The 22,652-nt window shown below is 73.4% G+C and carries 20 protein-coding genes; 5 read left to right on the forward strand and 15 right to left on the reverse strand.

The window, feature by feature from the left end; translation table 11 throughout:
* Positions 1-142 precede the first annotated feature (142 nt).
* The 7 genes from pheT to infC all read right to left on the reverse strand — a co-directional run bounded on the left by pheT (position 143) and on the right by infC (position 7,484).
* Entirely contained in the window at positions 143-2,671 is a 2,529-nt protein-coding gene (pheT, locus tag ACFV57_RS39480; protein ID WP_385243039.1) for a phenylalanine--tRNA ligase subunit beta, read from the reverse strand.
* The gene (gene pheS / locus ACFV57_RS39485; protein WP_385243042.1) at positions 2,671-3,795 is read right to left on the reverse strand and encodes a phenylalanine--tRNA ligase subunit alpha; all 1,125 of its coding nucleotides are present in this window, start codon (positions 3,793-3,795) and stop codon (positions 2,671-2,673) included. The genes pheT and pheS overlap by 1 nt, the downstream gene beginning before the upstream one ends.
* Positions 3,796-3,936: 141 nt before the next feature.
* Complete coding sequence (locus ACFV57_RS39490; RefSeq protein ID WP_385243045.1) at positions 3,937-5,070, reverse strand: ATP-binding protein; 1,134 nt, start codon at positions 5,068-5,070, stop codon at positions 3,937-3,939.
* Positions 5,071-5,109: 39 nt separating this feature from the next.
* Positions 5,110-5,964, reverse strand: a complete 855-nt coding sequence (locus tag ACFV57_RS39495; RefSeq protein ID WP_385243047.1) for a TrmH family RNA methyltransferase — start codon at positions 5,962-5,964, stop codon at positions 5,110-5,112.
* Between the two features lie 103 nt (positions 5,965-6,067).
* A complete protein-coding gene (rplT, locus tag ACFV57_RS39500) occupies positions 6,068-6,451 on the reverse strand; it encodes a 50S ribosomal protein L20 (protein WP_385243050.1) in 384 nt (127 codons plus the stop codon).
* 104 nt (positions 6,452-6,555) lie between these two features.
* Positions 6,556-6,750 carry a 50S ribosomal protein L35 gene (gene rpmI, locus ACFV57_RS39505; RefSeq protein WP_030017691.1) on the reverse strand — a complete coding sequence of 65 codons (195 nt, stop codon included), beginning with the start codon at positions 6,748-6,750 and terminating at the stop codon, positions 6,556-6,558.
* Between the two features lie 119 nt (positions 6,751-6,869).
* Positions 6,870-7,484 (reverse strand): translation initiation factor IF-3, encoded by a 615-nt coding sequence (gene infC, locus ACFV57_RS39510; RefSeq protein WP_385243114.1) that lies wholly within the window; start codon positions 7,482-7,484, stop codon positions 6,870-6,872.
* Between the two features lie 388 nt (positions 7,485-7,872).
* Here infC and ACFV57_RS39515 point away from each other — a divergent pair, with 388 nt between their 5' ends.
* A complete protein-coding gene (locus ACFV57_RS39515) occupies positions 7,873-8,271 on the forward strand; it encodes a DUF1844 domain-containing protein (RefSeq protein WP_385243053.1) in 399 nt (132 codons plus the stop codon).
* A gap of 166 nt (positions 8,272-8,437) precedes the next feature.
* Here the strand turns inward: ACFV57_RS39515 and ACFV57_RS39520 are convergent, their stop codons facing one another.
* The 4 genes from ACFV57_RS39520 to ACFV57_RS39535 all read right to left on the reverse strand — a co-directional run bounded on the left by ACFV57_RS39520 (position 8,438) and on the right by ACFV57_RS39535 (position 12,910).
* Positions 8,438-9,166: an MIP family channel protein gene (locus ACFV57_RS39520; protein WP_385243055.1), complete on the reverse strand. Its 729-nt coding sequence runs from the start codon at positions 9,164-9,166 to the stop codon at positions 8,438-8,440.
* 139 nt (positions 9,167-9,305) lie between these two features.
* Entirely contained in the window at positions 9,306-10,061 is a 756-nt protein-coding gene (locus ACFV57_RS39525) for an SseB family protein (protein ID WP_385243058.1), read from the reverse strand.
* Positions 10,062-10,337: 276 nt separating this feature from the next.
* On the reverse strand, positions 10,338-11,498 hold the full coding sequence (mycP, locus tag ACFV57_RS39530; protein ID WP_385243061.1) for a type VII secretion-associated serine protease mycosin: 1,161 nt from the start codon (positions 11,496-11,498) through the stop codon (positions 10,338-10,340).
* Entirely contained in the window at positions 11,495-12,910 is a 1,416-nt protein-coding gene (locus ACFV57_RS39535) for a hypothetical protein (protein ID WP_385243064.1), read from the reverse strand. The genes mycP and ACFV57_RS39535 overlap by 4 nt, the downstream gene beginning before the upstream one ends.
* A 224-nt stretch (positions 12,911-13,134) precedes the next feature.
* Here ACFV57_RS39535 and ACFV57_RS39540 point away from each other — a divergent pair, with 224 nt between their 5' ends.
* Positions 13,135-14,352, forward strand: coding sequence for an alanine racemase (locus tag ACFV57_RS39540; RefSeq protein ID WP_385243067.1), 1,218 nt, complete (start codon positions 13,135-13,137; stop codon positions 14,350-14,352).
* 30 nt (positions 14,353-14,382) lie between these two features.
* Here ACFV57_RS39540 and ACFV57_RS39545 read toward each other — a convergent pair whose 3' ends face one another.
* The 4 genes from ACFV57_RS39545 to ACFV57_RS39560 all read right to left on the reverse strand — a co-directional run bounded on the left by ACFV57_RS39545 (position 14,383) and on the right by ACFV57_RS39560 (position 19,375).
* Positions 14,383-15,684, reverse strand: a complete 1,302-nt coding sequence (locus ACFV57_RS39545) for a haloacid dehalogenase-like hydrolase (RefSeq protein ID WP_385243070.1) — start codon at positions 15,682-15,684, stop codon at positions 14,383-14,385.
* A gap of 129 nt (positions 15,685-15,813) precedes the next feature.
* On the reverse strand, positions 15,814-16,626 hold the full coding sequence (locus ACFV57_RS39550) for a 3-oxoacyl-ACP reductase (RefSeq protein WP_385243072.1): 813 nt from the start codon (positions 16,624-16,626) through the stop codon (positions 15,814-15,816).
* Positions 16,627-17,994, reverse strand: coding sequence for an aldehyde dehydrogenase family protein (locus tag ACFV57_RS39555; RefSeq protein WP_385243075.1), 1,368 nt, complete (start codon positions 17,992-17,994; stop codon positions 16,627-16,629).
* Between the two features lie 13 nt (positions 17,995-18,007).
* Positions 18,008-19,375 (reverse strand): glutamine synthetase family protein, encoded by a 1,368-nt coding sequence (locus tag ACFV57_RS39560; protein WP_385243078.1) that lies wholly within the window; start codon positions 19,373-19,375, stop codon positions 18,008-18,010.
* Positions 19,376-19,448: 73 nt separating this feature from the next.
* On the opposite strand from ACFV57_RS39560, the gene ACFV57_RS39565 reads away from it, so the two are divergent.
* The 3 genes from ACFV57_RS39565 (at position 19,449) to ACFV57_RS39575 (ending at position 22,639) form a co-directional block, all read left to right on the forward strand.
* Positions 19,449-20,228 carry a FadR/GntR family transcriptional regulator gene (locus ACFV57_RS39565; protein WP_385243081.1) on the forward strand — a complete coding sequence of 260 codons (780 nt, stop codon included), beginning with the start codon at positions 19,449-19,451 and terminating at the stop codon, positions 20,226-20,228.
* Between the two features lie 202 nt (positions 20,229-20,430).
* Positions 20,431-21,903, forward strand: coding sequence for an ethanolamine permease (gene eat / locus ACFV57_RS39570; RefSeq protein ID WP_385243084.1), 1,473 nt, complete (start codon positions 20,431-20,433; stop codon positions 21,901-21,903).
* A gap of 40 nt (positions 21,904-21,943) precedes the next feature.
* The gene (locus ACFV57_RS39575) at positions 21,944-22,639 is read left to right on the forward strand and encodes a gamma-glutamyl-gamma-aminobutyrate hydrolase family protein (RefSeq protein ID WP_385243087.1); all 696 of its coding nucleotides are present in this window, start codon (positions 21,944-21,946) and stop codon (positions 22,637-22,639) included.
* The last annotated feature ends 13 nt before the right edge of the window (positions 22,640-22,652 follow it).

The raw sequence follows: 22,652 nt of genomic DNA on the forward strand, positions 1-22,652 counted from the left end.
CAGAGTGTGTGTTTTGACATCAAAACTCCGGGGGTGTGCGGTTAACCCGCGGGGCGCCGCGCCCCCGACACTTTTTTGCCGCAGGCGCCCCGGTGGGGTTTGCCGTGGTCACAGGCGGCGTACGGGCGCCGCGAGCGCGCGGTTACACGCCGCGCAGAACCGCGCCCGTGCGCTCGACCGCCACCGCGACCGCCGCGTCCCGCGCCGCGGACGCCTCGTCGGCCGTCAGCGTGCGGTCCGCCGCACGGAAGCGCAGCGCGTAGGCCAGGGACTTCTTGCCCTCGCCCACCTGCTCGCCGGTGAACACGTCGAACAGCCGCAGCGATTCGAGCAGCTCGCCCGCGCCGGAGCGCAGCGCCGTCTCGACCTCCGCCGCCGGGACCGACGCGTCCACGATCAGCGCGACGTCCTGGGTGGCGACCGGGAAGGTGGAGATCCGCGGCGCCTGGACGACGCCCAGACCGGCCCGCTCCAGGCGGTCCAGGTCGATCTCCATCGCGCAAGCGCGCTCCGGCAGGCCGAGCGCCTTGGTGACGCGCGGGTGCAGCTCACCGGCGTTGCCGACGAGCACCTCCTCGCCGTCGGTCAGGGCGAGCAGCGCCGCGCAGCGGCCCGGGTGGAAGGGCGCGTGCTGGTCCTGGCGGACGATCAGCTCGACACCCGCCTCCCGCGCGACGGTACGGCCCGCCTCGACGGCGTCCGCCCAGCCGGCCGGGCGGCCCTTGCCCCACCAGCCGGCCTGCTCACGGGCGCCGGCGAGCACCACCGCGACCCGGCGCGGCTGCTCGGGCAGCGCGGCGTCGAGGGTGGCGATCTCCTCGTCGGTCGGCCGGCGGTCGACGGGCAGCCGCACGGACGGCTTCTCGTCGCCGGTCGGCCGGAAGACCAGGCCGGTCTCGAAGAGCGCGAGGTCGTGCGAGCCCCGGCCGTCGTTGCGCCGCAGCGCGGTGAGCAGGCCCGGGATCAGCGTCGTACGGAGCAGCGGCTCCTCGTCCGAGAGCGGGTTGACCAGCCGCACGGTCCGGCGGCGCGGGTCGTCGTCCTCGATGCCGAGCTGGTCGAGCACCGGCTCGCCGATGAACGGGTAGTTCAGCGCCTCGACGTAGCCGGCGCCGGCCAGCGCGCGGCCGACCCGGCGGTGCAGCCGCTGACGCTCCGTCAGGCCCCGCCCGGCGGGCGGCTTCGGGAGCGTGGAGGGCAGGTTCTCGTAGCCCTCCAGGCGGATGACCTCTTCGGCCAGGTCGTTCGGGTCGGTCAGGTCGGGCCGCCAGGACGGCACCGTCACGACCAGCTCGTCCTGGCCGTACACATCGCAGCCCACCTGCTGGAGGCGGCGTACGACGGTCTCGCGGCCGTACGTGACGCCCGCGACGCGGTCCGGGTGGTCCGCGCTCACGGTGATCGTGCGCGGCCCGCTGGGCGAGACGACCTCGGTGACGCCGGCCTCGGCGGTGCCGCCCGCGAGCAGCACCAGCAGGTCGACGGTGCGCTGCGCCGCGGCGGACGCGGCCTGCGGGTCCACGCCGCGCTCGAAGCGCTTGGACGCCTCGGAGGTCAGCCGGTGGCGGCGGGCCGTACGGGCGATGGAGACCGCGTCGAAGTGCGCGGCCTCGACGACGATCTCGGTGGTGCCGTTGACGACACCGGTCTCCGGGTCGGCCACGGCGTCCGCGATCTCGGTGTTGGCGCCGCCCATGACGCCCGCGAGGCCGATCGGGCCGCGGTTGTCGGTGATGACCAGGTCGCCGGCGTCCAGGACGCGCTTGGTGCCGTCCAGGGTCGTCAGCTTCTCGCCGGGCTCCGCGCGGCGCACCCCGATCGTGCCGTCCACGCGGGAGCGGTCGTAGGCGTGCAGCGGCTGGCCGAGCTCCAGCATCACGTAGTTGGTGACGTCCACGGCGAGCGAGATCGGGCGCATCCCGGCCTTCTGCAGACGGCGCCGCAGCCAGATCGGGGAGCGCGCCTCCGGGTCCAGCCCGACGACGGTACGGGCCGTGAAGCGGTCGCAGCCCATCGGGTCGGCGACCTTGACCGGGTAGCCGTAGGAGTTCGGCGGCGGCACGTCCAGCAGCGCGGGGTCGCGCAGCGGCAGGCCGTAGGCGATGGCGGCCTCGCGGGCGATGCCGCGCATGGACAGGCAGTCGCCGCGGTTGGCGGTGACGGCGATGTCCAGGACCTCGTCGACGAGCTGGAGCAGCTCGATGGCGTCGGTGCCGGGCTCGTACTCCGGCGGCAGCACGATGATGCCCCCGCTGCCGTCGTCACCCATGCCCAGCTCGTCGCCCGAGCAGATCATGCCGTGCGAGACCTTGCCGTACGTCTTGCGCGCGGCGATCTTGAAGTCGCCGGGCAGGGTGGCGCCGGGGAGCACCACGACGACCTTGTCGCCGACCGCGAAGTTGCGCGCGCCGCAGACGATCTCCTGCGGCTCGCCCGAACCGTTGGCCTGGCCGACGTCGACCGTGCAGAAGCGGATCGGCTTCTTGAAGCCCTCCAGCTCCTCGATGGTCAGGACCTTGCCGACGACCAGGGGGCCTTCGAGGCCGGCGCCCAGCTGCTCGACGGTCTCGACCTCCAGACCGGTGGCGACGAGCTTGGCCTGTACGTCACGGCCGGACTCACCGGCCGGCAGGTCGACGTACTCCCGCAGCCAAGAAAGCGGGACCCGCATCAGATCTCCATCCCGAAGGGCCGGGTGAACCGGACGTCACCCTCGACCATGTCTCGCATGTCATCGACGTTGTGGCGGAACATCAGCATCCGCTCGATGCCGAACCCGAAGGCGAATCCGCTGTACTTCTCCGGGTCGACACCGCAGGCCGTCAGCACCCGCGGGTTGACCATGCCGCAGCCGCCCAGCTCGATCCAGCCCTCGCTGGAGCAGGTGCGGCACGGGCGCTCCGGGTCGCCGACGGAGGCGCCACGGCAGACGTAGCAGACCATGTCCATCTCGGCGGACGGCTCGGTGAACGGGAAGTAGTTCGGCCGCAGCCGGGTCTGCATCCCCTCGCCGAAGAGCGCCTCGACCATGTGGTCCAGGGTGCCCTTGAGGTCCGCCATGGTCAGGCCCTCGTCGATGGCGAGCAGCTCGACCTGGGAGAACACCGGGGTGTGGGTGGCGTCCAGCTCGTCGGTGCGGTAGACGCGGCCGGGGCAGACCACGTACAGCGGCGGCTCGCGGTCGAGCATCGACCGGATCTGCACGGGCGAGGTGTGGGTGCGCAGCACCACCCCGGACTGGTCGGACTCCGTCGCGGCGTTCTCGACGAAGAACGTGTCGTGCGTCGTGCGGGCCGGGTGGTCCGGCGAGAGGTTCAGGGCGTCGAAGTTCAGCCACTCCGACTCGACCTCGGGGCCCTCGGCGACCTCGTAGCCCATGGCCACGAAGACGTCCTCGATCCGCTCGGAGAGGGTGGTGAGCGGGTGCCGGGCGCCCGGCCGGACGCGGTCGTACGGCAGCGTGACGTCCACCGCCTCCTCGACCAGCACCCGGGCGTCCCGCTCCGCCTCCAGCTCCTCCTGGCGCGCCTTGAGCGCCTGGTTGACCTGGCCGCGTGCCTGGCCGACGCGCTTGCCCGCCTCGGCCTTGGCCTGCGGCGGCAGGGCGCCGATCTCGCGGTTGGCCAGCGCCAGCGGCGAGGTGCCGCCGGTCTGCGCGACCTTCACCTCGTGCAGCTCCTGGAGATCACCGGCGGCGGCGATGGCGGCGAGCGCCTCGTCCCGCATGCGGGCGATCTCTTCCGGTTTCAGGGCCTCGACCTCGACAGGGTCGTACGACTTATTGGGTGCGGACATCTCTTCCCGTGCTTCCGATGGGCTTGGCGCGCGGCTTGCCCCCGACGTGTGCAGTGCCAAAGGTGCCAAAGGTGCAGTCTACGGGGCAGGGCGGCCGCGCCTCATCCGAGCCCCGACGGTGATGGGCCCGCCGGGCGCCGCTCAGGCCATGAAGGCGGGCGTCCCGACGGGCAGGCTAAATCGGAACCGGGCGCCGCCGGCCGGGGCGCGGCCGACCGTGATGGTGCCGCCGTGGGCCTCGACGATGCCCTTGACGATATAGAGGCCCAGACCGGTGCCGCCGCGCTTGCTGCCCCGCCAGAAGCGGGTGAAGACGCGGCTCATCGACTCCTCGGGGATTCCGGGGCCCTCGTCGCTCACCGTGACGCTCGTCCCTTCCGCTCCGGAGCCGCTCGATGCCGGTCCTACCTCGATGGTGACGGTTCCCTCACCGTGGCGCACGGCGTTTTCCAGCAGGTTGCCCAGTACTTGGTCGACCTTGTCCGGATCCGCCCACAGGTCGGGCAGCGGTCCGACCATCCGGATCAGGAAGCGGTCGGGCAGCTGGCCGGCCGTCGTCTGCGCCTGTACGTGCCGGCGTACGGCGGAGACCATGTCCACCCGCTGGCGGCGCACCTCCAGGCGGCCGGAGTCGATGCGGGAGATGTCCAGCAGCTCGGCGATGAGCCGGGTGACGCGGTTGGCGTCCGCGTCGACGGTCTCCAGCATCAGGCGCTTCTGGTCGTCGGTGAAGCGCTCCCACTTCTGGAGCAGGGTGGCGGTGAAGCCCTTCACCGAGGTGAGGGGCGAGCGCAGCTCGTGGGCGACGGTCGCGATCAGCTCGGCGTGGCTCAGTTCGGTGCGGCGCCGCGCCTCGGTGCCGCGTAACGCGACGACCAGGCGCCGGACGGGGCCGGTGGGGCGGCTGCGGACGTAGCGCGCGGAGACCAGCACCTCACGGCCGCCGAGCAGCAGGTTGCGCTCCGGCTGGCCGCTGCGGATCGCGAGGCCCCCGTACGGGTCGGTCAGCTGCCACCAGCGGCGGCCCTCGATGTCCTGGAGCGGCAGCGCCTTCTCCAGCGGGCGGCCCAGCGCGTCGTGCGGGTCGATGGCGGTGATGCGGGCCGCGGCGGCGTTGAAGCAGATGACCCGGCCGCTCTCGTCGGCGACGACCAGGCCGTCGGGCAGGTCGTCCGGGTCGAGCCCGGCACCGGCGGGATCGGCGCCGAGGGGCACCGGGCCGTCGTCCGGACAGGGCTCGGCAGCGACCGTCGTACCGGATGCCCTCGCACTCATCCCGCTACCCCCTTCCGGTCCCCCGGGCACGCAACCCTACTAGTCGCGGGAGGCGGAGCGGCACCCTCCGGTGGTGCGCTGGGCGCGGGCCGAGGCGTAGAGGCAGACGGCGGCCGCGGTGGCCAGGTTGAGGCTCTCGGCCTTGCCGTGGATGGGGACGCGCACCACGGCGTCCGCCAGTGCGCGGGTCTCCTCCGGCAGCCCCCACGCCTCGTTGCCGAACACCCAGGCCGTCGGCCCGCTCATGGTGCCCGCGTCCAGCTCCGCGTCCAGGTCGTCCGCGCCCGCGCCGTCGGCCGCCACGATGCGTACGCCGGCGTCCCGCAGCCCGCCGACGACCTGCTCGACCGGTACGCCGACGGCGACCGGGAGGTGGAAGAGCGAGCCGACCGAGGCCCGTACGGACTTGGGGTTGTACAGGTCGACGGAGGCGTCGGTGAGCACGACCGCGTCCGCGCCCGCGGCGTCCGCGCAGCGCAGCACCGTACCGGCGTTGCCCGGGTCGCGTACGTTGGCGAGCACCGCGACCAGCTTCGGCCGGGCGGCGAGGATCTCCTCGAAGGGCGAGTCCAGGAACCGGCAGACGCCGATCAGCCCCTGCGGGGTGACGGTCTGGGACAGCTCGGCGATGGTCGCGTCGGCGGCGAAGCGGACCGGTACGCCGGCCGCCCGCACCGCGTCGACGATCTCCGCGTGCCGCTCGGCGGCCTCCGGGGTGGCGAACAGCTCGACGAGGGTGCGCTCGCCGCCGGCGCGGTGCTCGACGGCTTCGCGTACGGCCTGCGGGCCCTCGGCGATGAACCGGCGCTCCTTGCCGCGGAAGTTGCGGCGGGCCAGCCGCCGGGCCGCGGCGACGCGTGGGGAACGCGGGGAGATCAACTCGGGGGTGCCCATGGGCGGCGGCTCACTTCTTCGGATGTCTGGGGGCGTGCGGAAAGCGGCGGACCCGCAGGCCGGGGGCCTGCGGGTCCGTGACAAACGTGCCTCAGGCCGTGGTTCAGGCGGCCTTCGGGGCGTTGACGTCGCTCGGCAGCGCCTTCTGGGCCACCTCGACCAGCGCGGCGAACGCGTTGGAGTCGTTGACCGCGAGGTCGGCCAGGATCTTGCGGTCCACCTCGATGTTGGCGGCCTTCAGACCCTGCACGAAGCGGTTGTAGGTCATGCCGTTGGCGCGGGCAGCGGCGTTGATGCGCTGGATCCACAGCTGACGGAAGTCGCCCTTGCGCTTCTTGCGGTCGTTGTAGTTGTAGACGAGGGAGTGGGTGACCTGCTCCTTCGCCTTGCGGTAGAGGCGGGAACGCTGGCCGCGGTAGCCGCTGGCCTGTTCGAGGATCGCCCGGCGCTTCTTGTGGGCGTTGACTGCCCGCTTGACGCGTGCCACTTGTTAACTCCTTGTAGCGGGGCCGTGGTTGTCGTCACACGGCCCGAATCGACTGGGTCCCGGTCCAAGTCCCGCGCCACGCCTCGCGGCGGGGCGCCGGGGACTTACTTGCCGAGAAGCTTCTTGATCTTCGCGGCGTCGCCCGGGGCCATCTCGGCGTTGCCGGTGAGGCGACGCGTCACACGGGACGACTTGTGCTCAAGCAGGTGGCGCTTGCCGGCGCGCTCCCGCATCACCTTGCCGGAGCCGGTGACCTTGAAGCGCTTGCTGGCACCGCTGTGCGTCTTGTTCTTCGGCATGCGCCGTTCTCTCCTCTTGGATGGCGCCCCCACCGGTCCGGGGACCGGCGCCCGGGGGCGTCAGATGTATCGGTTGGAATCCGGGGCGACCCCGGCGCGGTCCGGGCTCGCGCCCTGGATCACGCCTCGGCGGGCTCCTCGACGTCCTGCTCCGGGGCAGAACCCTGGCGCTCCGCCTTGCGGGCGGCCTGCGCCTCGCGGGCCTCGGCCATCGCCTCGGTCTTCTTCTTGTGCGGACCGAGGACCATGATCATGTTGCGGCCGTCCTGCTTGGGGTTGGACTCGATGAAGCCCAGCTCCTGGACGTCCTCCGCGAGGCGCTGCAGCAGTCGGAAGCCCAGCTCGGGGCGGGACTGCTCGCGACCACGGAACATGATCGTGATCTTGACCTTGTCACCCTGCTTGAGGAACCGGACGACGTGACCCTTTTTGGTGTCGTAGTCGTGCGGGTCGATCTTCGGCCGGAGCTTCATCTCCTTGATGACCGTGTGCGCCTGGTTCTTGCGCGCCTCACGGGCCTTCATGGCCGACTCGTACTTGAACTTTCCGTAGTCCATGAGCTTGCAGACCGGCGGACGGGCGTTCGCCGCCACCTCGACCAGGTCGAGGTCGTACTCCTGCGCAAGCTCCAGGGCCTTGGCAAGCGGCACAATGCCGACCTGCTCGCCACTGGGACCGACGAGTCGCACCTCAGGGACGCGAATCCGGTCGTTGATGCGGGGCTCGGCGCTGATGGATCCTCCTCGGTAGCACCACGCGACGGCCTGGCGGACTGCCGCGTAACGTCTGTTTCGATGTGACCAACCGCGCCGGAATGCGAAAAACGCCCCGGACGGGACACAGGCGGGGCTCCTCAATGGATCGGGAGCACCGCCGCGATGTCATCGCGGGGCGCAGCCAGACCGTTGACCCGCCGACCGTGAGGTCGGTTCGGGTGGGAGATCGGAGCCTCCACTTGTGGGCCGGGCACGTCAGTGCTCGGCCGGTCGGACACCCAGAATACACGAGTCAAGGGGCAGGCCCCACTCGCGCGCGGGCGGGCCTTGTGGGCCGGGCCCCGGTCGCCGCGGCCCTGCCCATAAGGTTGGGCCGATCCCCTGAGCAGGAAGTGAAGCGCGAGCCATGAGTGACCAGACCCCGCAGCAGCCCGGACCGGTGGACCCGGCCGGCGCCGCCGACCCCGCGAACCCGGACTTCGACGCCATGACCCGCGACATCGCGGACGTACCGGCCGTCGAGGTGATCACCACGGTCGCCGTGCACCTGATGTCCTCGGCGGCGGTCAACCTCGGCCTCGCCGAGGAGGGCTCCGAACACAAGGACCTCGACGAGGCCCGCAAGCTCATCCAGGCACTGGCCGGGCTGGTCACGGCCAGCGCGACCGAGATCGGCTCGTACCACGCCGCGCCGCTGCGGGACGGGCTGAAGTCCCTCCAGCTCGCGTTCCGCGAGGCGTCCCTGGTGCCGGACGAGCCGGGCCAGGGTCCTGGCGAGAAGTTCACCGGGCCGGTGTACGGGTAGCCCGTACGGCGTTACGGGGCCGGGGCCGTACGGGTGGGCCTTCGGGCATCCCGCTCGCAGGGCTGTGGCGCGCCCCGCCCGCGCCTCCGGCGCACAGGTGAGGAGGCCGCCTCCGGCTGATGCCGGAGGCGGCCTCCTTCGTCGTACGGGCGGGGCGGCGGCGCCGTCAGTCGGCGGAGCGCTCGTCCGCGACCAGCTTGGGTTCGTTCGGCGGGTGGGTGATCTGGTGCACCACCGCGGCCAGCGCGCCGCCGATCAGCGGCGCCACGATGAACAGCCACAGCTGCGACAGCGCGCCGCCGCCCGCGAACAGGGCCGGGCCGATGCTGCGGGCCGGGTTCACCGACGTGCCGGTGAGCGGGATGCCGATCAGGTGCACGGTCGCCAGCGCCAGGCCGATCGGCAGGCCGTCGAAGCCGACCACCGCCACCCGGTGCGTGACCGCGAGCACCACGAACACCAGCAGGAACGTCAGCACGATCTCGGCCACGAAGGCGCCGCCGAGGTTGATGTGCACGGCCGAGCGGTCACCCCACCCGTTGGATCCGAAGGCCTCGCTGGTCTTCAGGCCCGGCACCTGCTTGGCGACCAGGAACAGCAGCGCGGCACCGACGATGCCGCCCAGCAGCTGGGCGATCCAGTACTCGATCGCCGCCCGGGGCGTGATGCGGCGGGCCAGCAGCATGCCGAGCGTCACCGCCGGATTGACGTGACTGCCGGAGATCGGGCCGAGCGCGTACGCCAGGGCCAACAGGGTGAAGCCGAATGCCAGGGCGATGCCGAAGGTTCCGATGTACTCGCCGGCCAGCACCGCGGAGCCGACGGCGAAGAACACCAGGAGCAGCGTGCCGAGGAACTCGGATACGACCGTGCGGGTCTCCGTTGTCGTCTCCATGGGGCCTCCTCGCGCGGATCTTGCTCTCTCCTCGCATTGTGCGGCCGGTCACGGAGTTGCGCCTGTTGGCGGGGGCCCGCTGGCGGGACGGTTGCGGTGGCCCGCTCGCGGGCCGGAGGAGGCCGGTGGCCCGCGGTCGTCAGCGGGTGAAGAAGGCGCCCTCGGTGTCGGCGTCCGGGGGCAGCAGGGCCAGGTCGAGGCCGCGTACGAGCCGGGAGCGCAGCGTCTCGTCGGCGGCCAGCGCCTCGGCCAGGCGCTGCGCGACGGCGGCGGGCGCGGCCTCCGGGGCCAGTCCGAGGGCGAGGGTCGCGTCGGCCTCCGCCGACGGGTCCAGCCGGGCGGCCCGTACGTCCGGCTCGGCGGCCAGCAGGGCACGCAGCGCCTCGGTGACGGCCGGGTCCTCGCGCGGGTCGGCGCTCTTCCGGCCCTCCGCGAGGGCGCGCAGCGCGGCGCCGGTGAGCTGGTACGTCGCAGGGCCCGCCAGGTCGATGACGACGGTGTCCGCCTTCTCGTGGGCCGCGGCGAGCAGGGCCTGCCGCAGCGGTACGGCCACGGGGCGGGCGTCCGGGCGCCAGCGGTGCAGGGTCTCCATGGACGTGAAGGCGGGCAGCGCCCGGCGGCCGTCCGGGGCTTGCAGCGTCGGCACGGCCATGTCGCTGCTCTTCTCCCGCTTCAGGCCGTCCGGGCCGGTCTCCACCTCGCCGAGGACGGCGACGACCGGGACGAGGAGCCGGGCCCGGCTCAGCAGGGGCAGGAGCCGGGCCTCGGTCTCGGCGGCCCGGTCCTGGGCGTGGGCCGCGATGGCGGCCGCGTGGGCCGCCAGGGCTGCCGCCAGGTCCGGGTCGGCGGTGCCGTCGTCGTCGGAGAAGTCCGAGGTGGGGATGTTCTTGAGCACGGGTCGAGCCTAGCGGTGGGCCCTTTGGGCCCGGGGTTGGGGCCGATCGGTACCGGTTCACTGTCGAGTGCCGTTGCGCCTGCGGCGGGCCTGGCCGGCTGTCGGTGCGGGTTGCTTTCGGGTGCCGCGCCGTTGCGCCTGCGGCGGGCGGTGGCCGCTGCGCGGGGCGGTCAGGTTCGGGGGCGGGCCTGCGCGGCAGGCCGCTCCGGCCCGCCCCCTTCCGTGGGAAGGGTGGGAGGGGGTTCGTGGTGCGGGAGGTGGGTGGTCCGGTGCGGGTCAGTTGTGGCGTTTGCGCCAGAGGATGGCTGAGGTGGTGATGAGGGCGATGCCCGCGATGGTCGCGGTCCACGGGAGCCAGCCGGTGGTGTCGGGGGTCCGGCCGGTGGCCGGGCCGGTGCCGAAGTACTGCTTCTGGTAGGCGGCGGCTTCGGGCTTCTGGGGGGCGGGCTTGAGGGCGGCGCCCTTCTCGACGGCCGCGGCGGGGTCGACCAGACCGGCGCCCAGTTCGTCGTTGCGGCCGCCTTCGGGGGCGTCCTGGGCGGTGTCGGTGAGGAGCTTCTTGATCTGGGCGGGGCTCAGGCCGGGGTGCGCGGCGCGGACCAGCGCCACCGCGCCGGAGACGAAGGCGGACGCGGCGCTGGTGCCCCAGCCCTCGTAGTACTTGCGGTCCGGGTTGGCGATGACGACACCGACGCCGGGCGCGCAGACCGTGGCGTACCAGCGGCGGGTGGAGAAGTTGGCGCGGGAGCCCCACTGGTCGACGGCGGTCACGGCGATGACGCCGGGGTAGGCGGCGGGGTAGGAGACGTGGTCGCCGTCCTTGCCGCCGTTGCCGGCCGAGGCGATGACGGGGACGCCCTTGCTCAGGGCGTACTGGATCGCGGCGTCCTCGCGGGGTTCGGGGTGCGCGGAGCTGCTGTCGTCGCCGAGGGACAGGTTGATCACGTCGGCGCCGTGGTCGGTGGCCCAGCGGATGCCGTCGGCGAGGGCGCCGGCGCGTTCGGCGCGGGCCCGCCGGCGCTGCGGGTCGCTGTCCTCCAGGATGACGCGGACCGGGAGGATCTTGGCTTCGGGGGCGACGCCGATGACGCCGTCGGCCTGGTCGGCGCCGTGGCCGTGGCCCGCGATGATGCCGGACATGGCGGTGCCGTGCTCCGCCCAGGAGCTGTCGCCGGGGGCGGCTCCGAAGCCGACCAGGTCGTTGGCGGGCAGGACCTGGCCCTGGAGGTCGGGGTGGTCGGCGTCGACGCCGGTGTCCAGTACGGCGACGGTGATGCCCTCGCCCTTGGTGGTCTCCCAGGCCTCTTGGGCGTGCAGGGCCTTCAGGGCCCACTCCTGGGCGCGTATGCCGTCGGCGTGGGCGGGCAGGGCGGGCAGCACGGTCAGCGCGGCGGCGGACAGCGCGACGCCCGCTGCGCGCAGCAGGGGCCTGGTCATGGCGACTCCGTGGTTGCCTGGGCGGCCTGCTTGCGGAAGGCCTGCTCGACGCGGTCGGTGACGGCCTTCGCGTCGTGGCCCAGTCCGGCTTCGGCGGGGGCGGTGGTGGCGCCGGTGCGGGTGGCTTCGGCGGCGGGCTGCGGGTCGTCCACGGGGCGGCCGTCGGCGAAGCCGGAGACGGCGTAGACGACGACGGGCAGGTCGTCGAGGACGCGGATGCTCCAGCTGGCGCGCTGGGCGGGCCCGAAGCCGGCGGCCGGGGTGTCCTTCGCGGCGTACGGGCGGGGCATCAGGTCCGTACGGGTGTCCAGGTGCTCCGTGGCGAAGCGGCGGCGCAGGTCGCGCATCGCGGTGCGGTCGGCCCTGGTGGAGACGGCGCCGACGGTGACGAGGCTGGTGCGGGTGGCGTCGACGTAGGTGGCGCGTACCAGGCGGTCGCAGCCGACCGGGGCGAGTGCCTTGGCCAGCAGCGGGTCGAAGGCCCCGGCGCAGCCGCTGTCGGGGGCGACGGCGGCGCGTACCCAGGTGCGGTCGGCGCCGCCGGGGCCGGTGCCCAGGCCGTTGAGGGTGCGGGGGAAGAGCGTGTCGACGGGGGCGCTGTGCCACACGTCGCGGCCCTGGGCGAAGACCGCTTCGGCGGCGGGGCTGCCGTCGGTGTCGTCGGTGAGCCAGCTTCCGGCGGCGGCGCCCGCGACGAGGCCGAGGCCGAGCACCAGTCCGGCGGCCGCGAGCGCGGTGCGCCGGACGGATTGCCGGGGGGCCGGGGCGGCGTACGGCGGGGTGACGGGGGCCGGGGGCGTGAGGGGGGACGCGAGTGGGCCCGTGAGCGGCAGGCCCGTGGGGGGCGGCAGGTCCTCGGCGGGCGGTGTTTCCGGCGGTCGGGTGGGCCGGGGCGGGGCGGCGGCGCTTTCCGTACGCGCGGCGCCGGTCTGCTTCGGTTCGTCGGCGCCGTTCCAGAGGGCCCCGCTGTTGGCGAGATGGAAGGCCGCGGTGTCGCGGGGCGTGACGGAACGGTCCGCCGGGGGCTGGACGGGGACGGCCGCGGGCTCCGTGCGGGGCGTGGGCTCCGTACGGGGCGTGGGCTCCGTACGGGGCGGGGTCGGCGCGTGGGCGGGGCGCGGCGGCATGGGGTCCGGGGGCGGGCTGCCTGCCGCCGCTGTCCGCGGCGCGGCAGGGGGCACGGCGGGTTGCGGCGGGCCTGCCGGAGCGGCAGAGGCGGGCTTCGGCGGTACGGCGGGCGGGCCTGCCGGAGCGGCGGGCGGCATCGGGCCGGGGCCGGGGCGCGTGGGGCGTTCCGGCGGGACCGGGCGCAGGACGGCGGTCTGCGGGTCCTCGGCGGACGGTGCGGGTGCCTGCGGGGGCGGGGTGCGGGGAAGGCGATGCGCGTCGGCGAAATCGGCTTCGGTGCTCACCCGCGCTCCCCCTCGCGCCTTGTGTTACCGGCCCGCCCGGCAATCGGGGCAGGGCGGTTGGTATCCGGACATCACACCGCTGACCTGCTGGTTGCGGCGTCCGCCACTCTACGGGCTGGCGCCACCGGTGCTCCAACTCGTCCGCCGTACCCGGGCGTCCGGTGCCCGGTCTGTCGCGTTCTCTCCCCCTACCCACCCGTAGCCCCTTCTGGCAGGCTGCGGCCATGTCCCGGTACACGTGCGACGCAGTTGGTGACAGGGCCCGCCTCGACCGGGCCACCGCCCATCTCGACGCGCCGCTGGCCGTCGTGGACCTGGCCGCCTTCGACGCGAACGCGGCCGATCTGGTGCGGCGGGCGCAGGGCAAGCCGGTGCGGGTGGCGAGCAAGTCGGTGCGCTGCCGGGCCCTGCTGGAGCGGGCGCTGGCGCACGACGGCTTCGCGGGGATCATGAGTTTCACGCTGGCCGAGTCGCTGTGGCTGGCCCGGTCGGGCTTCGACGACGTCCTGCTGGCGTATCCGTCGGCGGACCGGGCGGGCTTCGCGGAGCTGACCGCCGAGCCGAAGCTCGCGGCTTCGGTGGCCGTCCTGGTCGACGACGTGACGCAGCTGGAGCTGATCGACGCGGCCCGGCCCGCCGGGGGCGGCGAGGAGGTCCGGGTGTGTCTGGAGTGGGACACCGCCTTCCGGCCGCTGGGCGGCCGGGTGCGGCTCGGTGCGCGGCGCTCGCCGCTGAGCCGGCCGGAGCAGGTGGCCGCGCTGGCCCGTGCGGTGACGCGCCGTCCGGGGTTCCGGGTGGCCGGCCTGATGGCATACGAGGGGCATGTGGCGGGTGTGGGTGACGAGATCGCCGGGCAGCCGCTGCGGTCCCGGGCCGTGCGGGCGGTGCAGGCGGCGGCGCGGCGTGACGTGGCGCGGCGGCGGTGGGAGGTGGTGCGCGCGCTGCGGGCCGAGGCGCCGGAGCTGGAGTTCGTCAACGGCGGTGGTACGGGCAGTGTGCAGTTCACGGCGGCGGAGGCGGCGGTGACCGAGGTGGCGGCGGGGTCGGGCCTGTATGTGCCGCGGTTGTTCGACAACTACCGGTCGTTCACGGGCCGCCCGGCGGCGGTGTTCGCGCAGCCGGTGGTGCGGCGGCCGGGGGACGGGGTGGTGACCGTGCTGGGCGGCGGCTATCCGGCGTCCGGTGTGGCGGGGCGGGACCGGTCGCCGGTGCCGTATCTGCCGGAGGGGCTGCGTTACGACCCGCAGGAGGAGGCGGGCGAGGTGCAGACGCCGCTGCTGGGGCCGGCCACGGACGGGCTGCGTCCGGGCGACAAGGTGTGGTTCCGGCACGCGAAGGCCGGTGAACTGTGCGAGCGGTTCGCGGCGCTGCACCTGGTCGAGGGCGACCGGGTGGTGGCGACGGTGCCGACGTACCGCGGGGAGGGCCGCACCTTCCTGTGACCGGCAGGAAAGCGCGGCCCTGTCACCGGGTTACGCGTGGATGCGGTCCTTCTGGTCGGGGACCACGGTGCCGTCCGGGCGGCGGACCGCGCCGAGGCCGCCGTCGGTGTTGGTGTAGCCCGTGGTGGCACACGGGTACGTACCGGACTTGCGGGGCAGCGGCTCGATGAACATCGGGTTGACCACCCAGCGGCCGTCGGCGTTGTCGTAGCCGCGGCACATCAGTTCCGGCTGGTTGCGGTTGACGGCCAGGTGCACGCCGGTGGCGTCGTTGACGAAGGTGACGTCGGTGTTGGCGTCGCCGCCGCCGAGCGCGATGCGGTGCGCGGGGTCCTGGAACCGCCACGCCTCGGCGCCCTTGATCTTGAAGATCTCCTGGTTGATCAGGCAGCGCTTGCCGTCCATGTACGGCAGGACCTCGCCGTGGCCGTCCTTGACGTCGCCGCAGCCGCGGATGCCGGTGGTGAACCGGCCGTTCTTCATCAGGCTGCGGACGCCGATGGTGTGCGCGCGGTCGACGCCGACGCCGCCGGACCAGGCCTCGGCGACGGTCTCCGAGGACGCGGAGACGATGTAGACCTCGAACCCGGCCGCCTTGAGGGTGCGGATCAGGTCCTTCTGCTGGTCGTAGTAGCGGATGTAACCGGCCAGCTCGTGGGTGCCGACGGTCTGCTTCGCGCCGATGGGCGCGGCGAGGGCCTCGGCGCGGGCCTGCCGGGTGTACGAGGTGAGCTGGGCCGGGGTCAGTCCGGCGAACAGCTGCGGGACCCAGGCGTACTCGGGCTTGGTGCGGCGGTGGTTCCACTCGCCCGCGAAGGCGGCCTTGCCGTCCATGGTGCGGGCCTTGCCGCGGATCTCCATGATCTCGTCGGCGCAGGCGGCGTTCCTGGAGGTGCGCAGCGGGCGGCCGGCCGGTACGGAGGTGCCGCACGCCTTGGTCAGGGCGCGGTCGGCGGCCGTGGTCATCCAGGGGCTGGTGGCCTGCCAGCTCTTGGGGCGCAGGATCTTGTCGTGCTTCAGGGACCAGGCGAGCGTGGCGTCGGTGATGTCGTTCTTGACGACGGTGTTGTCCCAGTCGAAGGCGGCGACGGGGCGGCCCTCGGGGCCCGGCTCCGGGTGGGAGCAGACGCCGCGCTCGTCGATCATCCGCTGGATCTTCGCGCGGTTGTCGCCGTACCACTTGATCTTCTTGGAGAGCTGCGGGCAGCTCGTACGCTCCGGGGCCTTCGCGGGGTGCGCGGGGGACGCGGCGACGGCGGGGCCGGTGGCCGCGAGGGCCGAGACGGTCGCGGCGGCGGCGAGCCCCAGGGCGAGGGCGTTTCTGGTGCGCATGGTTCTCCGGTGCTGGGGGCGGAAGGTCGGCTCTGACGTTCCTGCGGGCAGGTGGCCTCGGGGACCGGCGCGCCGGGGCACCGGTCCCGTTGGTGATCTTCGGACTGTATCCGTGAAGAAGGCTGTGGCCTACACGGGTGTGACGTACGCCCCTGCGATTCCGCCGTCCACCAGGAACTCCGCGGCGTTCACGAAGGACGCGTCGTCGCTGGCGAGGAAGGCGACCGCGGCGGCGATCTCCTCGGGCTCGGCGAACCGGCCTACGGGCACGTGCACCAGGCGGCGCGCGGCCCGCTCCGGATCCTTGGCGAACAGCTCCTTGAGCAGCGGCGTGTTCACCGGCCCGGGGCACAGCGCGTTCACCCGGATGCCCTCGCGGGCGAACTGCACGCCCAGTTCGCGGGACATCGACAGCACGCCGCCCTTGGAGGCGGTGTAGCTGATCTGCGAGGTGGCGGCGCCCATCACGGCCACGAAGGACGCGGTGTTGATGATGGAGCCCCGGCCCTGGCGCTGCATGTACGGCAGCGCGTGCTTGCAGCACAGGTAGACAGAGGTGAGGTTGACCTCCTGGACGCGCTTCCAAGCGTCCAGCCCGGTCGTGAGGATCGAGTCGTCGTCGGCGGGCGAGATACCGGCGTTGTTGAACGCCACGTCGACCGAGCCGTAGGTGTCGTACGCGGCCTTGAACAGCGCCTCGACCTGGTCGGAGTCGGTCACGTCCACCTGGACGAAGGTGCCGCCGACCTCCTCGGCGGCGGCCTTGCCCGCCTTCTCGTCGATGTCGGCGCAGACCACGTTCGCGCCCTCGGAGGCCAGGCGGCGGGCGGTGGCCAGGCCGATGCCGCTGCCGGCGCCGGTGATGACGGCGGTGCGGCCGACGAGGCGGCGGCACACGGGGGTCTCGCTGCCTTCGGTGGCCGCGGCGGTCTGGTCGGTCACTTAGCTCTCCTCGCTGCTGATGAAGATGTTCTTGGTCTCGGTGAAGGCGGCGAGCGCGCCGGGGCCCAGCTCCCGGCCGAGGCCGGACTGCTTGTAGCCGCCGAACGGGGTCCAGTAGCGGACGCTGCTGTGCGAGTTGACGGAGAGGTTGCCTGCGGCGACCGCGCCGGACACGCGCAGCGCGCGGCCCACGTCGCGGGTCCAGATGGAGCCGGACAGGCCGTAGTCGGTGGCGTTGGCGAGGCGGATCGCGTCGGCCTCGTCCTCGAAGGGGATGGCGACGGCGACCGGCCCGAAGATCTCCTCGACGGCGGTGCGGTCGTCCGGCCGGCCCTCCAGGACGGTGGCCGGGTACCAGAAGCCCTTGCCCTTGGGCACCTCGCCGCGGATGGCGGCGGGCGCGTCCTCGGAGACGTAGGACCGTACGCGCTCCCGCTGGGCGGCGGAGATCAGCGGGCCCATCTGCGTGGCGGGGTCGGCAGGGTCGCCCGCGGCGAAGGCCTTCACGGCGGGCTCCAGCAGCTCCATGAAGCGGTCGTAGACCGAGCGCTGGACCAGGATGCGGCTGCGGGCGCAGCAGTCCTGGCCGGTGTTGTCGAGGAAGGAGCCGGGGGCCGCGGCCGCCGCCCGCTCGATGTCGGCGTCGGCGAAGACGATGTTGGGGCTCTTGCCGCCGAGTTCGAGGGTGAGCCGCTTGGTCTGCGCGGCGCACTCGGCGGCGATGTGGCGGCCGGTGGTGGTGGAGCCGGTGAAGACGACCTTGGCGACGCCGGGGTGTTCGACCAGGGCGTTGCCGGTCACCGTGCCCTCGCCCGGCAGGACCTGGAACAGGCCCTCGGGCAGGCCCGCCGCCAGCGCGTACTCGGCGAGCCGGAGCGCGGTGAGCGGGGTGGTCTCGGCGGGCTTGAGGAGGACGGCGTTCCCGGCCGCGAGCGCGGGGGCGGTGCCCCAGGCGGCGATCGGCATCGGGAAGTTCCAGGGCGCGATGACCGCGACGACGCCCAGCGGCTCCTGGACGGTGATGTTCAGGCCCCCGGCGACGGGGATCTGGGTGCCGGTCAGGCGCTCCACTCCCCCGGCGGCGTAGTCCAGCAGGTCGACGACGTTGTTCGCCTCCCAGCGGGCGTTGCCCAGGGGGTGCCCGGCCTCGGTCAGCTCCAGCCGGGCCAGCGGCTCGGTGTTCTCCTCGACGACCCGGGCGAACCGCCGCAGGAGGCGGGCCCGGTCGCCGGGCGGCAGCGCGGCCCACTTCCGCTGCGCCTCGGCGGCCCGGCGGACCGCGGCGTCCACCTCGGCGGGGGTGGTGACGGGGACGACGGCTTCCAGTTCCTCGGTAGCCGGGTTGATGATGCGCAGCTCTTGCAACACGTCGCTGTCTTCCTTACATGCGCTCGAAGGAGCGGAAGCGCTCCCAGTCCGTGACGGCGGCGTCGTACGCGTCCTGTTCGACGCGGGCCATGTGGAGGTAGTGCTCGACGACCGCGTCGCCGAACGCCTCGCGCGCGATGGGGCTGGCCTCCCACAGGGCGGCGGCCTCGCGCAGGGTGGCGGGTACGTGGGCGGCGTCGCCGGTGTAGGCGTTGCCGGTGCACGCCTCGGGGAGTTCCAGTTCGTGTTCGATGCCGTACAGGCCCGCGGCGACCATGGCGGCGACCGCGAGGTACGGGTTGACGTCGCCGCCGGGCAGCCGGTTCTCCAGGCGGTGTCCGGGGCCGTGGCCGATGACGCGCAGCGCGCAGGTGCGGTTGTCCGGGCCCCAGGCGACGGCGGTGGGCGCGAACGAGCCGGGCCGGAAGCGCTTGTAGGAGTTGATGTTGGGCGCGTAGAAGAGCGTGAAGTCGCGCAGCGCGGCGAGCTGCCCGGCCAGGAAGTGCCGCATGACCGCCGACATGCCGTACGGGCCGGAGCCGTCGGCCATCACCGGCTGCCCGGCCTCGTCGCGCAGCGAGAGGTGGATGTGGCAGCTGTTGCCCTCGCGCTCGTCGTACTTGGCCATGAAGGTCAGCGCCATGCCCTCCTGGGCGGCGATCTCCTTGGCGCCGGTCTTGTAGACGGAGTGCTGGTCGCAGGTGGTCAGCGCCTCGTCGTAGCGGAAGGCGATCTCGTGCTGGCCGAGGTTGCACTCGCCCTTGGCGGACTCCACGGTCATTCCGGCGGCGCCCATCTCGTTGCGGATGCGGCGCAGCAGCGGCTCGACACGGCCGGTGCCGAGGACGGAGTAGTCGGTGTTGTACTGGTTGGCGGGGGTCATGCCGCGGTAGCCGCGGTTCCAGGCGTCCTCGTAGGTGTCCCGGAAGACGATGAACTCCAGCTCGGTACCCGCGTAGGCGCTCCAGCCGCGCTCGGCGAGCCGGTCGAGCTGGCGGCGCAGGATCTGCCGCGGGGAGGCGGCGACCGGCGAGCCGTCGTGCCAGGCGAGGTCGGCGGTGAGCAGGGCGGTGCCGGGGTTCCACGGGGTGCGGCGCAGGGTGGCGGCGTCGCCGTGCATGGCGAAGTCGCCGTAGCCGTGCTCCCAGGAGGACATCGCGTAGCCCTGGACGGTGTTGACGTCCACGTCCACGGCCAGGAGGTAGTTGCAGCCCTCGGTGCCGTGCTCCAGCACCTCGTCGAGGAAGTGCCGGGCGGCGAACCGCTTGCCGGTGAGCCTGCCTTGCATGTCGGTGAAGGCCAGGACGACAGTATCGATCTCCCCGGCGTCGACGAGCCGTCTCAGCTCGTCGACGGAGAGCGGGGGCGTGCGGTCTGCCACGGTGGTGCCTCCTGTCGCTGCATCCGGAGGTCATAAGGTAGGCCCGCGAACCATTGGTTGGGAAGGGGTTCCGGTGGACGGTGCGAGAGACGGCGCGGCGGACGGCACGGCAGGCGGTCCGGGCGGGCGCCCGGCGGACCGGCTGGCGCCCGTACTGCGGCCGGTGCGGGCGGGCAACGGCTTCGAGGAGGCGCTGGAGCAGATACTCCAGATCGTCCGGCTGGGCCTGGTTCCGGGCGGCGAACGCCTGCCCGCCGAGCGGGAGCTGGCGGAGCGGTTGCACATCAGCCGGGTGACGCTGCGCGAGGTGCTCAAGGTGCTCCAGGACGAGGGTCTGGTGGAGAGCCGGCGCGGCCGGTACGGCGGCACATTCGTACGGCCGCGCCGGCAGACCGCGGGCGAGGACGAGCTGCGCCGCCGTATCGAGCGGATCGACGTCGAGGACACCCTGCGGTTCCGTGAGGTGCTGGAGGTGGGCGCGGCGGGGCTGTGTGCCGCGCACGGCCTGGACGAGGCGCGGGAGCGGCGGCTGCGGGACGCGTTGGCGGCCACCCACGACGCGCCGCTGGCGGACTACCGGCGGCGGGACACGATGCTGCACCTGACGCTGGCCGAGCTGGCCGGTTCGCCGTCGCTGGCGGCGCAGTACGCCGCGGTGCGGGCGGGCGTGAACGAACTGCTGGACTGCATCCCGCTGCTGGTGCGCAACCTCGAACACTCGCAGGCGCAGCACACCGCGCTGGTCGAGGCGGTGCTGGAGGGCGACGCGGACGGCGCGCGGGAGGTGATGCGCGAACACTGCGCGGGCACGGCGGCGCTGCTGCGGGGGTTCTTGACGGGCCCGCTGCCGTGACCGGTCTGCCGCACAGGGGGCTTGCACCCGGCCGCACCGCGGAGCAGCCGACGCCGCGACGGGCTTCTTGACGATTGCGCCCCCGTCACCAGTCTTTTACGCAGAGGGCTTGCGCTCGGCGCATCACAGAGCAAAGGTATGCGCCTAAACCATTACTGCACTTCCCCCTCACTCACCCCCCCCGGCGAGGCAGGAGCGGCTCATGGCCGACAGCACGGACCCCCGTACCGCACCGCCCCCCGCCACCGCGGCCGGCCCGCCCGCACCGCAGGACGCCTACCTGCAAAAGCGCACGCTGCGCCGCGGCAGCGCGGGCCCGCTCCTGCTCACCGGCCTGGGCGTCGCCTACGTCGTCTCCGGCGACTTCTCCGGCTGGAACAACGGCCTGGCCCAGGGCGGCTTCGGCGGCCTGGCCATCGCCGCGGTCCTGATGGGCCTGATGTACACCTGCCTGGTCTTCGCGCTGGCCGAACTGGCCTCGGTCCTGCCGACGGCGGGCGGCGGCTACGGCTTCGCGCGGCGCGCGCTGGGCACCTGGGGCGGCTTCCTGACCGGCACGGCCATCCTCATCGAGTACGTGCTCGCGCCCGCCGCGATCTCCATCTTCATCGGCGACTACGTCGAATCCCTCGGCCTGTTCGGACTGACCTCCAGCTGGCCGGTCCACCTGGCCTGCTTCGTGGTCTTCATCGGCATCCACCTGTGGGGCGTGGGCGAGGCGCTGCGCTTCAGCCTGGCCGTCACCGCCGTCGCGGTCGCGGCGGTCGTCGTCTTCGCCGTCGGCGCGCTCAGCGACTTCCACGTCAGCGCCCTGGACGACATACCCGTCGACGCGGGCGCCTTCGGCTCCAGTTCCTGGCTGCCGTTCGGCGTCCTCGGCATCTGGGCCGCGTTCCCGTTCGGCATGTGGTTCTTCCTCGGCGTCGAAGGCGTGCCGCTGGCCGCCGAGGAGACCAGGGACCCGGCCCGTACGCTGCCGAAGGCGATGGCCGCCGCGATGGGCATCCTGCTGCTGCTCGCGCTGGTCACCTTCGTCGCCGCGACCGGCGCCCGGGGCTCCGCCGCCATCCAGTCGGTGGGCGACCCCCTGGTGCAGGCGCTCCAGCCGCACGGTGAGCCCACCACCGTCTCCCGCATCGTCAACTACGCGGGCCTGGCGGGCCTGGTGGCCTCCTTCTTCTCCCTGATCTTCGCCGGGTCGCGGCAGCTCTTCGCACTCTCCCGGGCCGGCTACCTGCCCCGCTTCCTGTCCCTCACCAGCCGCCGCAAGGCCCCGTACCTGGCGCTGCTGGTGCCCGGCGCGCTGGGCTTCGCGCTGGCGGCCGCGACCGGCGACGGCGCCCGCATGCTCAACATCGCCGTGTTCGGCGCGACCATCTCCTACGCCCTGATGTCGCTCTCGCACATCGTGCTGCGCCGCCGCGAGCCGCGGCTGCCCCGCCCGTACCGCACGCCCGGCGGCATCCTCACCTCGTCCACCGCCTTCGTCCTGGCCTGCGCCGCGCTGGTGGCGACCTTCCTCGTCGACAAACAGGCCGCCTTCATGGCTCTCGGCGTCTACGCCGTGGCCCTCGCGTACTTCGCCTTCTACTCCCGGCACCGGCTGGTCGCGGCGGCTCCCGAGGAGGAGTTCGCGGCGCTCGCGGCGGCCGAGGCCGAACTGGAACGCGGCTGACCACCGCGCGCGCCCGACTCCCCTCGCCCCTGGAGGCCCCATGCCCACGTCCCCGCCACTGATCGGCGTCACCACCTACCTCGCCGAAGACGCCCGTTGGGGCGTCTGGGCCCTGCCCGCCGCGCTGCTCCCGGCCGGCTACCACCGTCTCGTGCAGCGCTCCGGCGGCCTCGCCGCACTGCTGCCGCCCGGCGACCCCGGCACCGCGGCCGCGGCCGTCGCCCGGCTGGACGGCCTGGTGATCGCCGGCGGCCCGGACGTCGAACCCGTACGCTACGGAGCCGACGCCGACCCCCGCACCGGCCCCCCGGCCCGCGAGCGGGACGCCTGGGAACTGGCCCTGATCGCGGCGGCACTGGACGCGCGGGTGCCGCTGCTCGGCATCTGCCGGGGAATGCAGCTGCTGAACGTCGCCCTCGGCGGCACCCTCGTCCAGCACCTCGACGGCCACGCGGGCCCGCCCGGAGTCTTCGACCGTCACGAGGTCAAGCCGGAGCCGGGCACCCTGCTCGGCGGCATCCTGCCCGGGTCGGTGTCCGTACCGACCTACCACCACCAGGCCGTGGACCGGCTCGGCCGCGGCCTGCGGCCCTCGGCCCACGCGGCGGACGGCACGATCGAGGCCCTGGAACTCCCGGAGGCGGAGCACTTCGTGCTGTCCGTGCAGTGGCACCCGGAGGCCGGGGACGACACCCGGGTGATGGACGCCCTGGTGCGGGCCGCGGGAGGCTCTTGAAACGGCCGGGCGC

The sequence above is a fragment of the Streptomyces sp. NPDC059788 genome (genome assembly GCF_042732265.1).
Classification (GTDB): Bacteria; Actinomycetota; Actinomycetes; order Streptomycetales; family Streptomycetaceae; genus Streptomyces.

Coding starts and splice junctions, on each gene's coding strand:
- pheT (WP_385243039.1), bottom strand. CDS start 2,671: ATGCGGGTCCCGCTTTCTTGGCTGCGGGAGTACGTCGACCTGCCGGCC.
- pheS (WP_385243042.1), bottom strand. CDS start 3,795: ATGTCCGCACCCAATAAGTCGTACGACCCTGTCGAGGTCGAGGCCCTG.
- ACFV57_RS39490 (WP_385243045.1), bottom strand. CDS start 5,070: ATGAGTGCGAGGGCATCCGGTACGACGGTCGCTGCCGAGCCCTGTCCG.
- ACFV57_RS39495 (WP_385243047.1), bottom strand. CDS start 5,964: ATGGGCACCCCCGAGTTGATCTCCCCGCGTTCCCCACGCGTCGCCGCG.
- rpmI (WP_030017691.1), bottom strand. CDS start 6,750: ATGCCGAAGAACAAGACGCACAGCGGTGCCAGCAAGCGCTTCAAGGTC.
- ACFV57_RS39515 (WP_385243053.1), top strand. CDS start 7,873: ATGAGTGACCAGACCCCGCAGCAGCCCGGACCGGTGGACCCGGCCGGC.
- ACFV57_RS39520 (WP_385243055.1), bottom strand. CDS start 9,166: ATGGAGACGACAACGGAGACCCGCACGGTCGTATCCGAGTTCCTCGGC.
- mycP (WP_385243061.1), bottom strand. CDS start 11,498: ATGACCAGGCCCCTGCTGCGCGCAGCGGGCGTCGCGCTGTCCGCCGCC.
- ACFV57_RS39540 (WP_385243067.1), top strand. CDS start 13,135: ATGTCCCGGTACACGTGCGACGCAGTTGGTGACAGGGCCCGCCTCGAC.
- ACFV57_RS39545 (WP_385243070.1), bottom strand. CDS start 15,684: ATGCGCACCAGAAACGCCCTCGCCCTGGGGCTCGCCGCCGCCGCGACC.
- eat (WP_385243084.1), top strand. CDS start 20,431: ATGGCCGACAGCACGGACCCCCGTACCGCACCGCCCCCCGCCACCGCG.
- ACFV57_RS39575 (WP_385243087.1), top strand. CDS start 21,944: ATGCCCACGTCCCCGCCACTGATCGGCGTCACCACCTACCTCGCCGAA.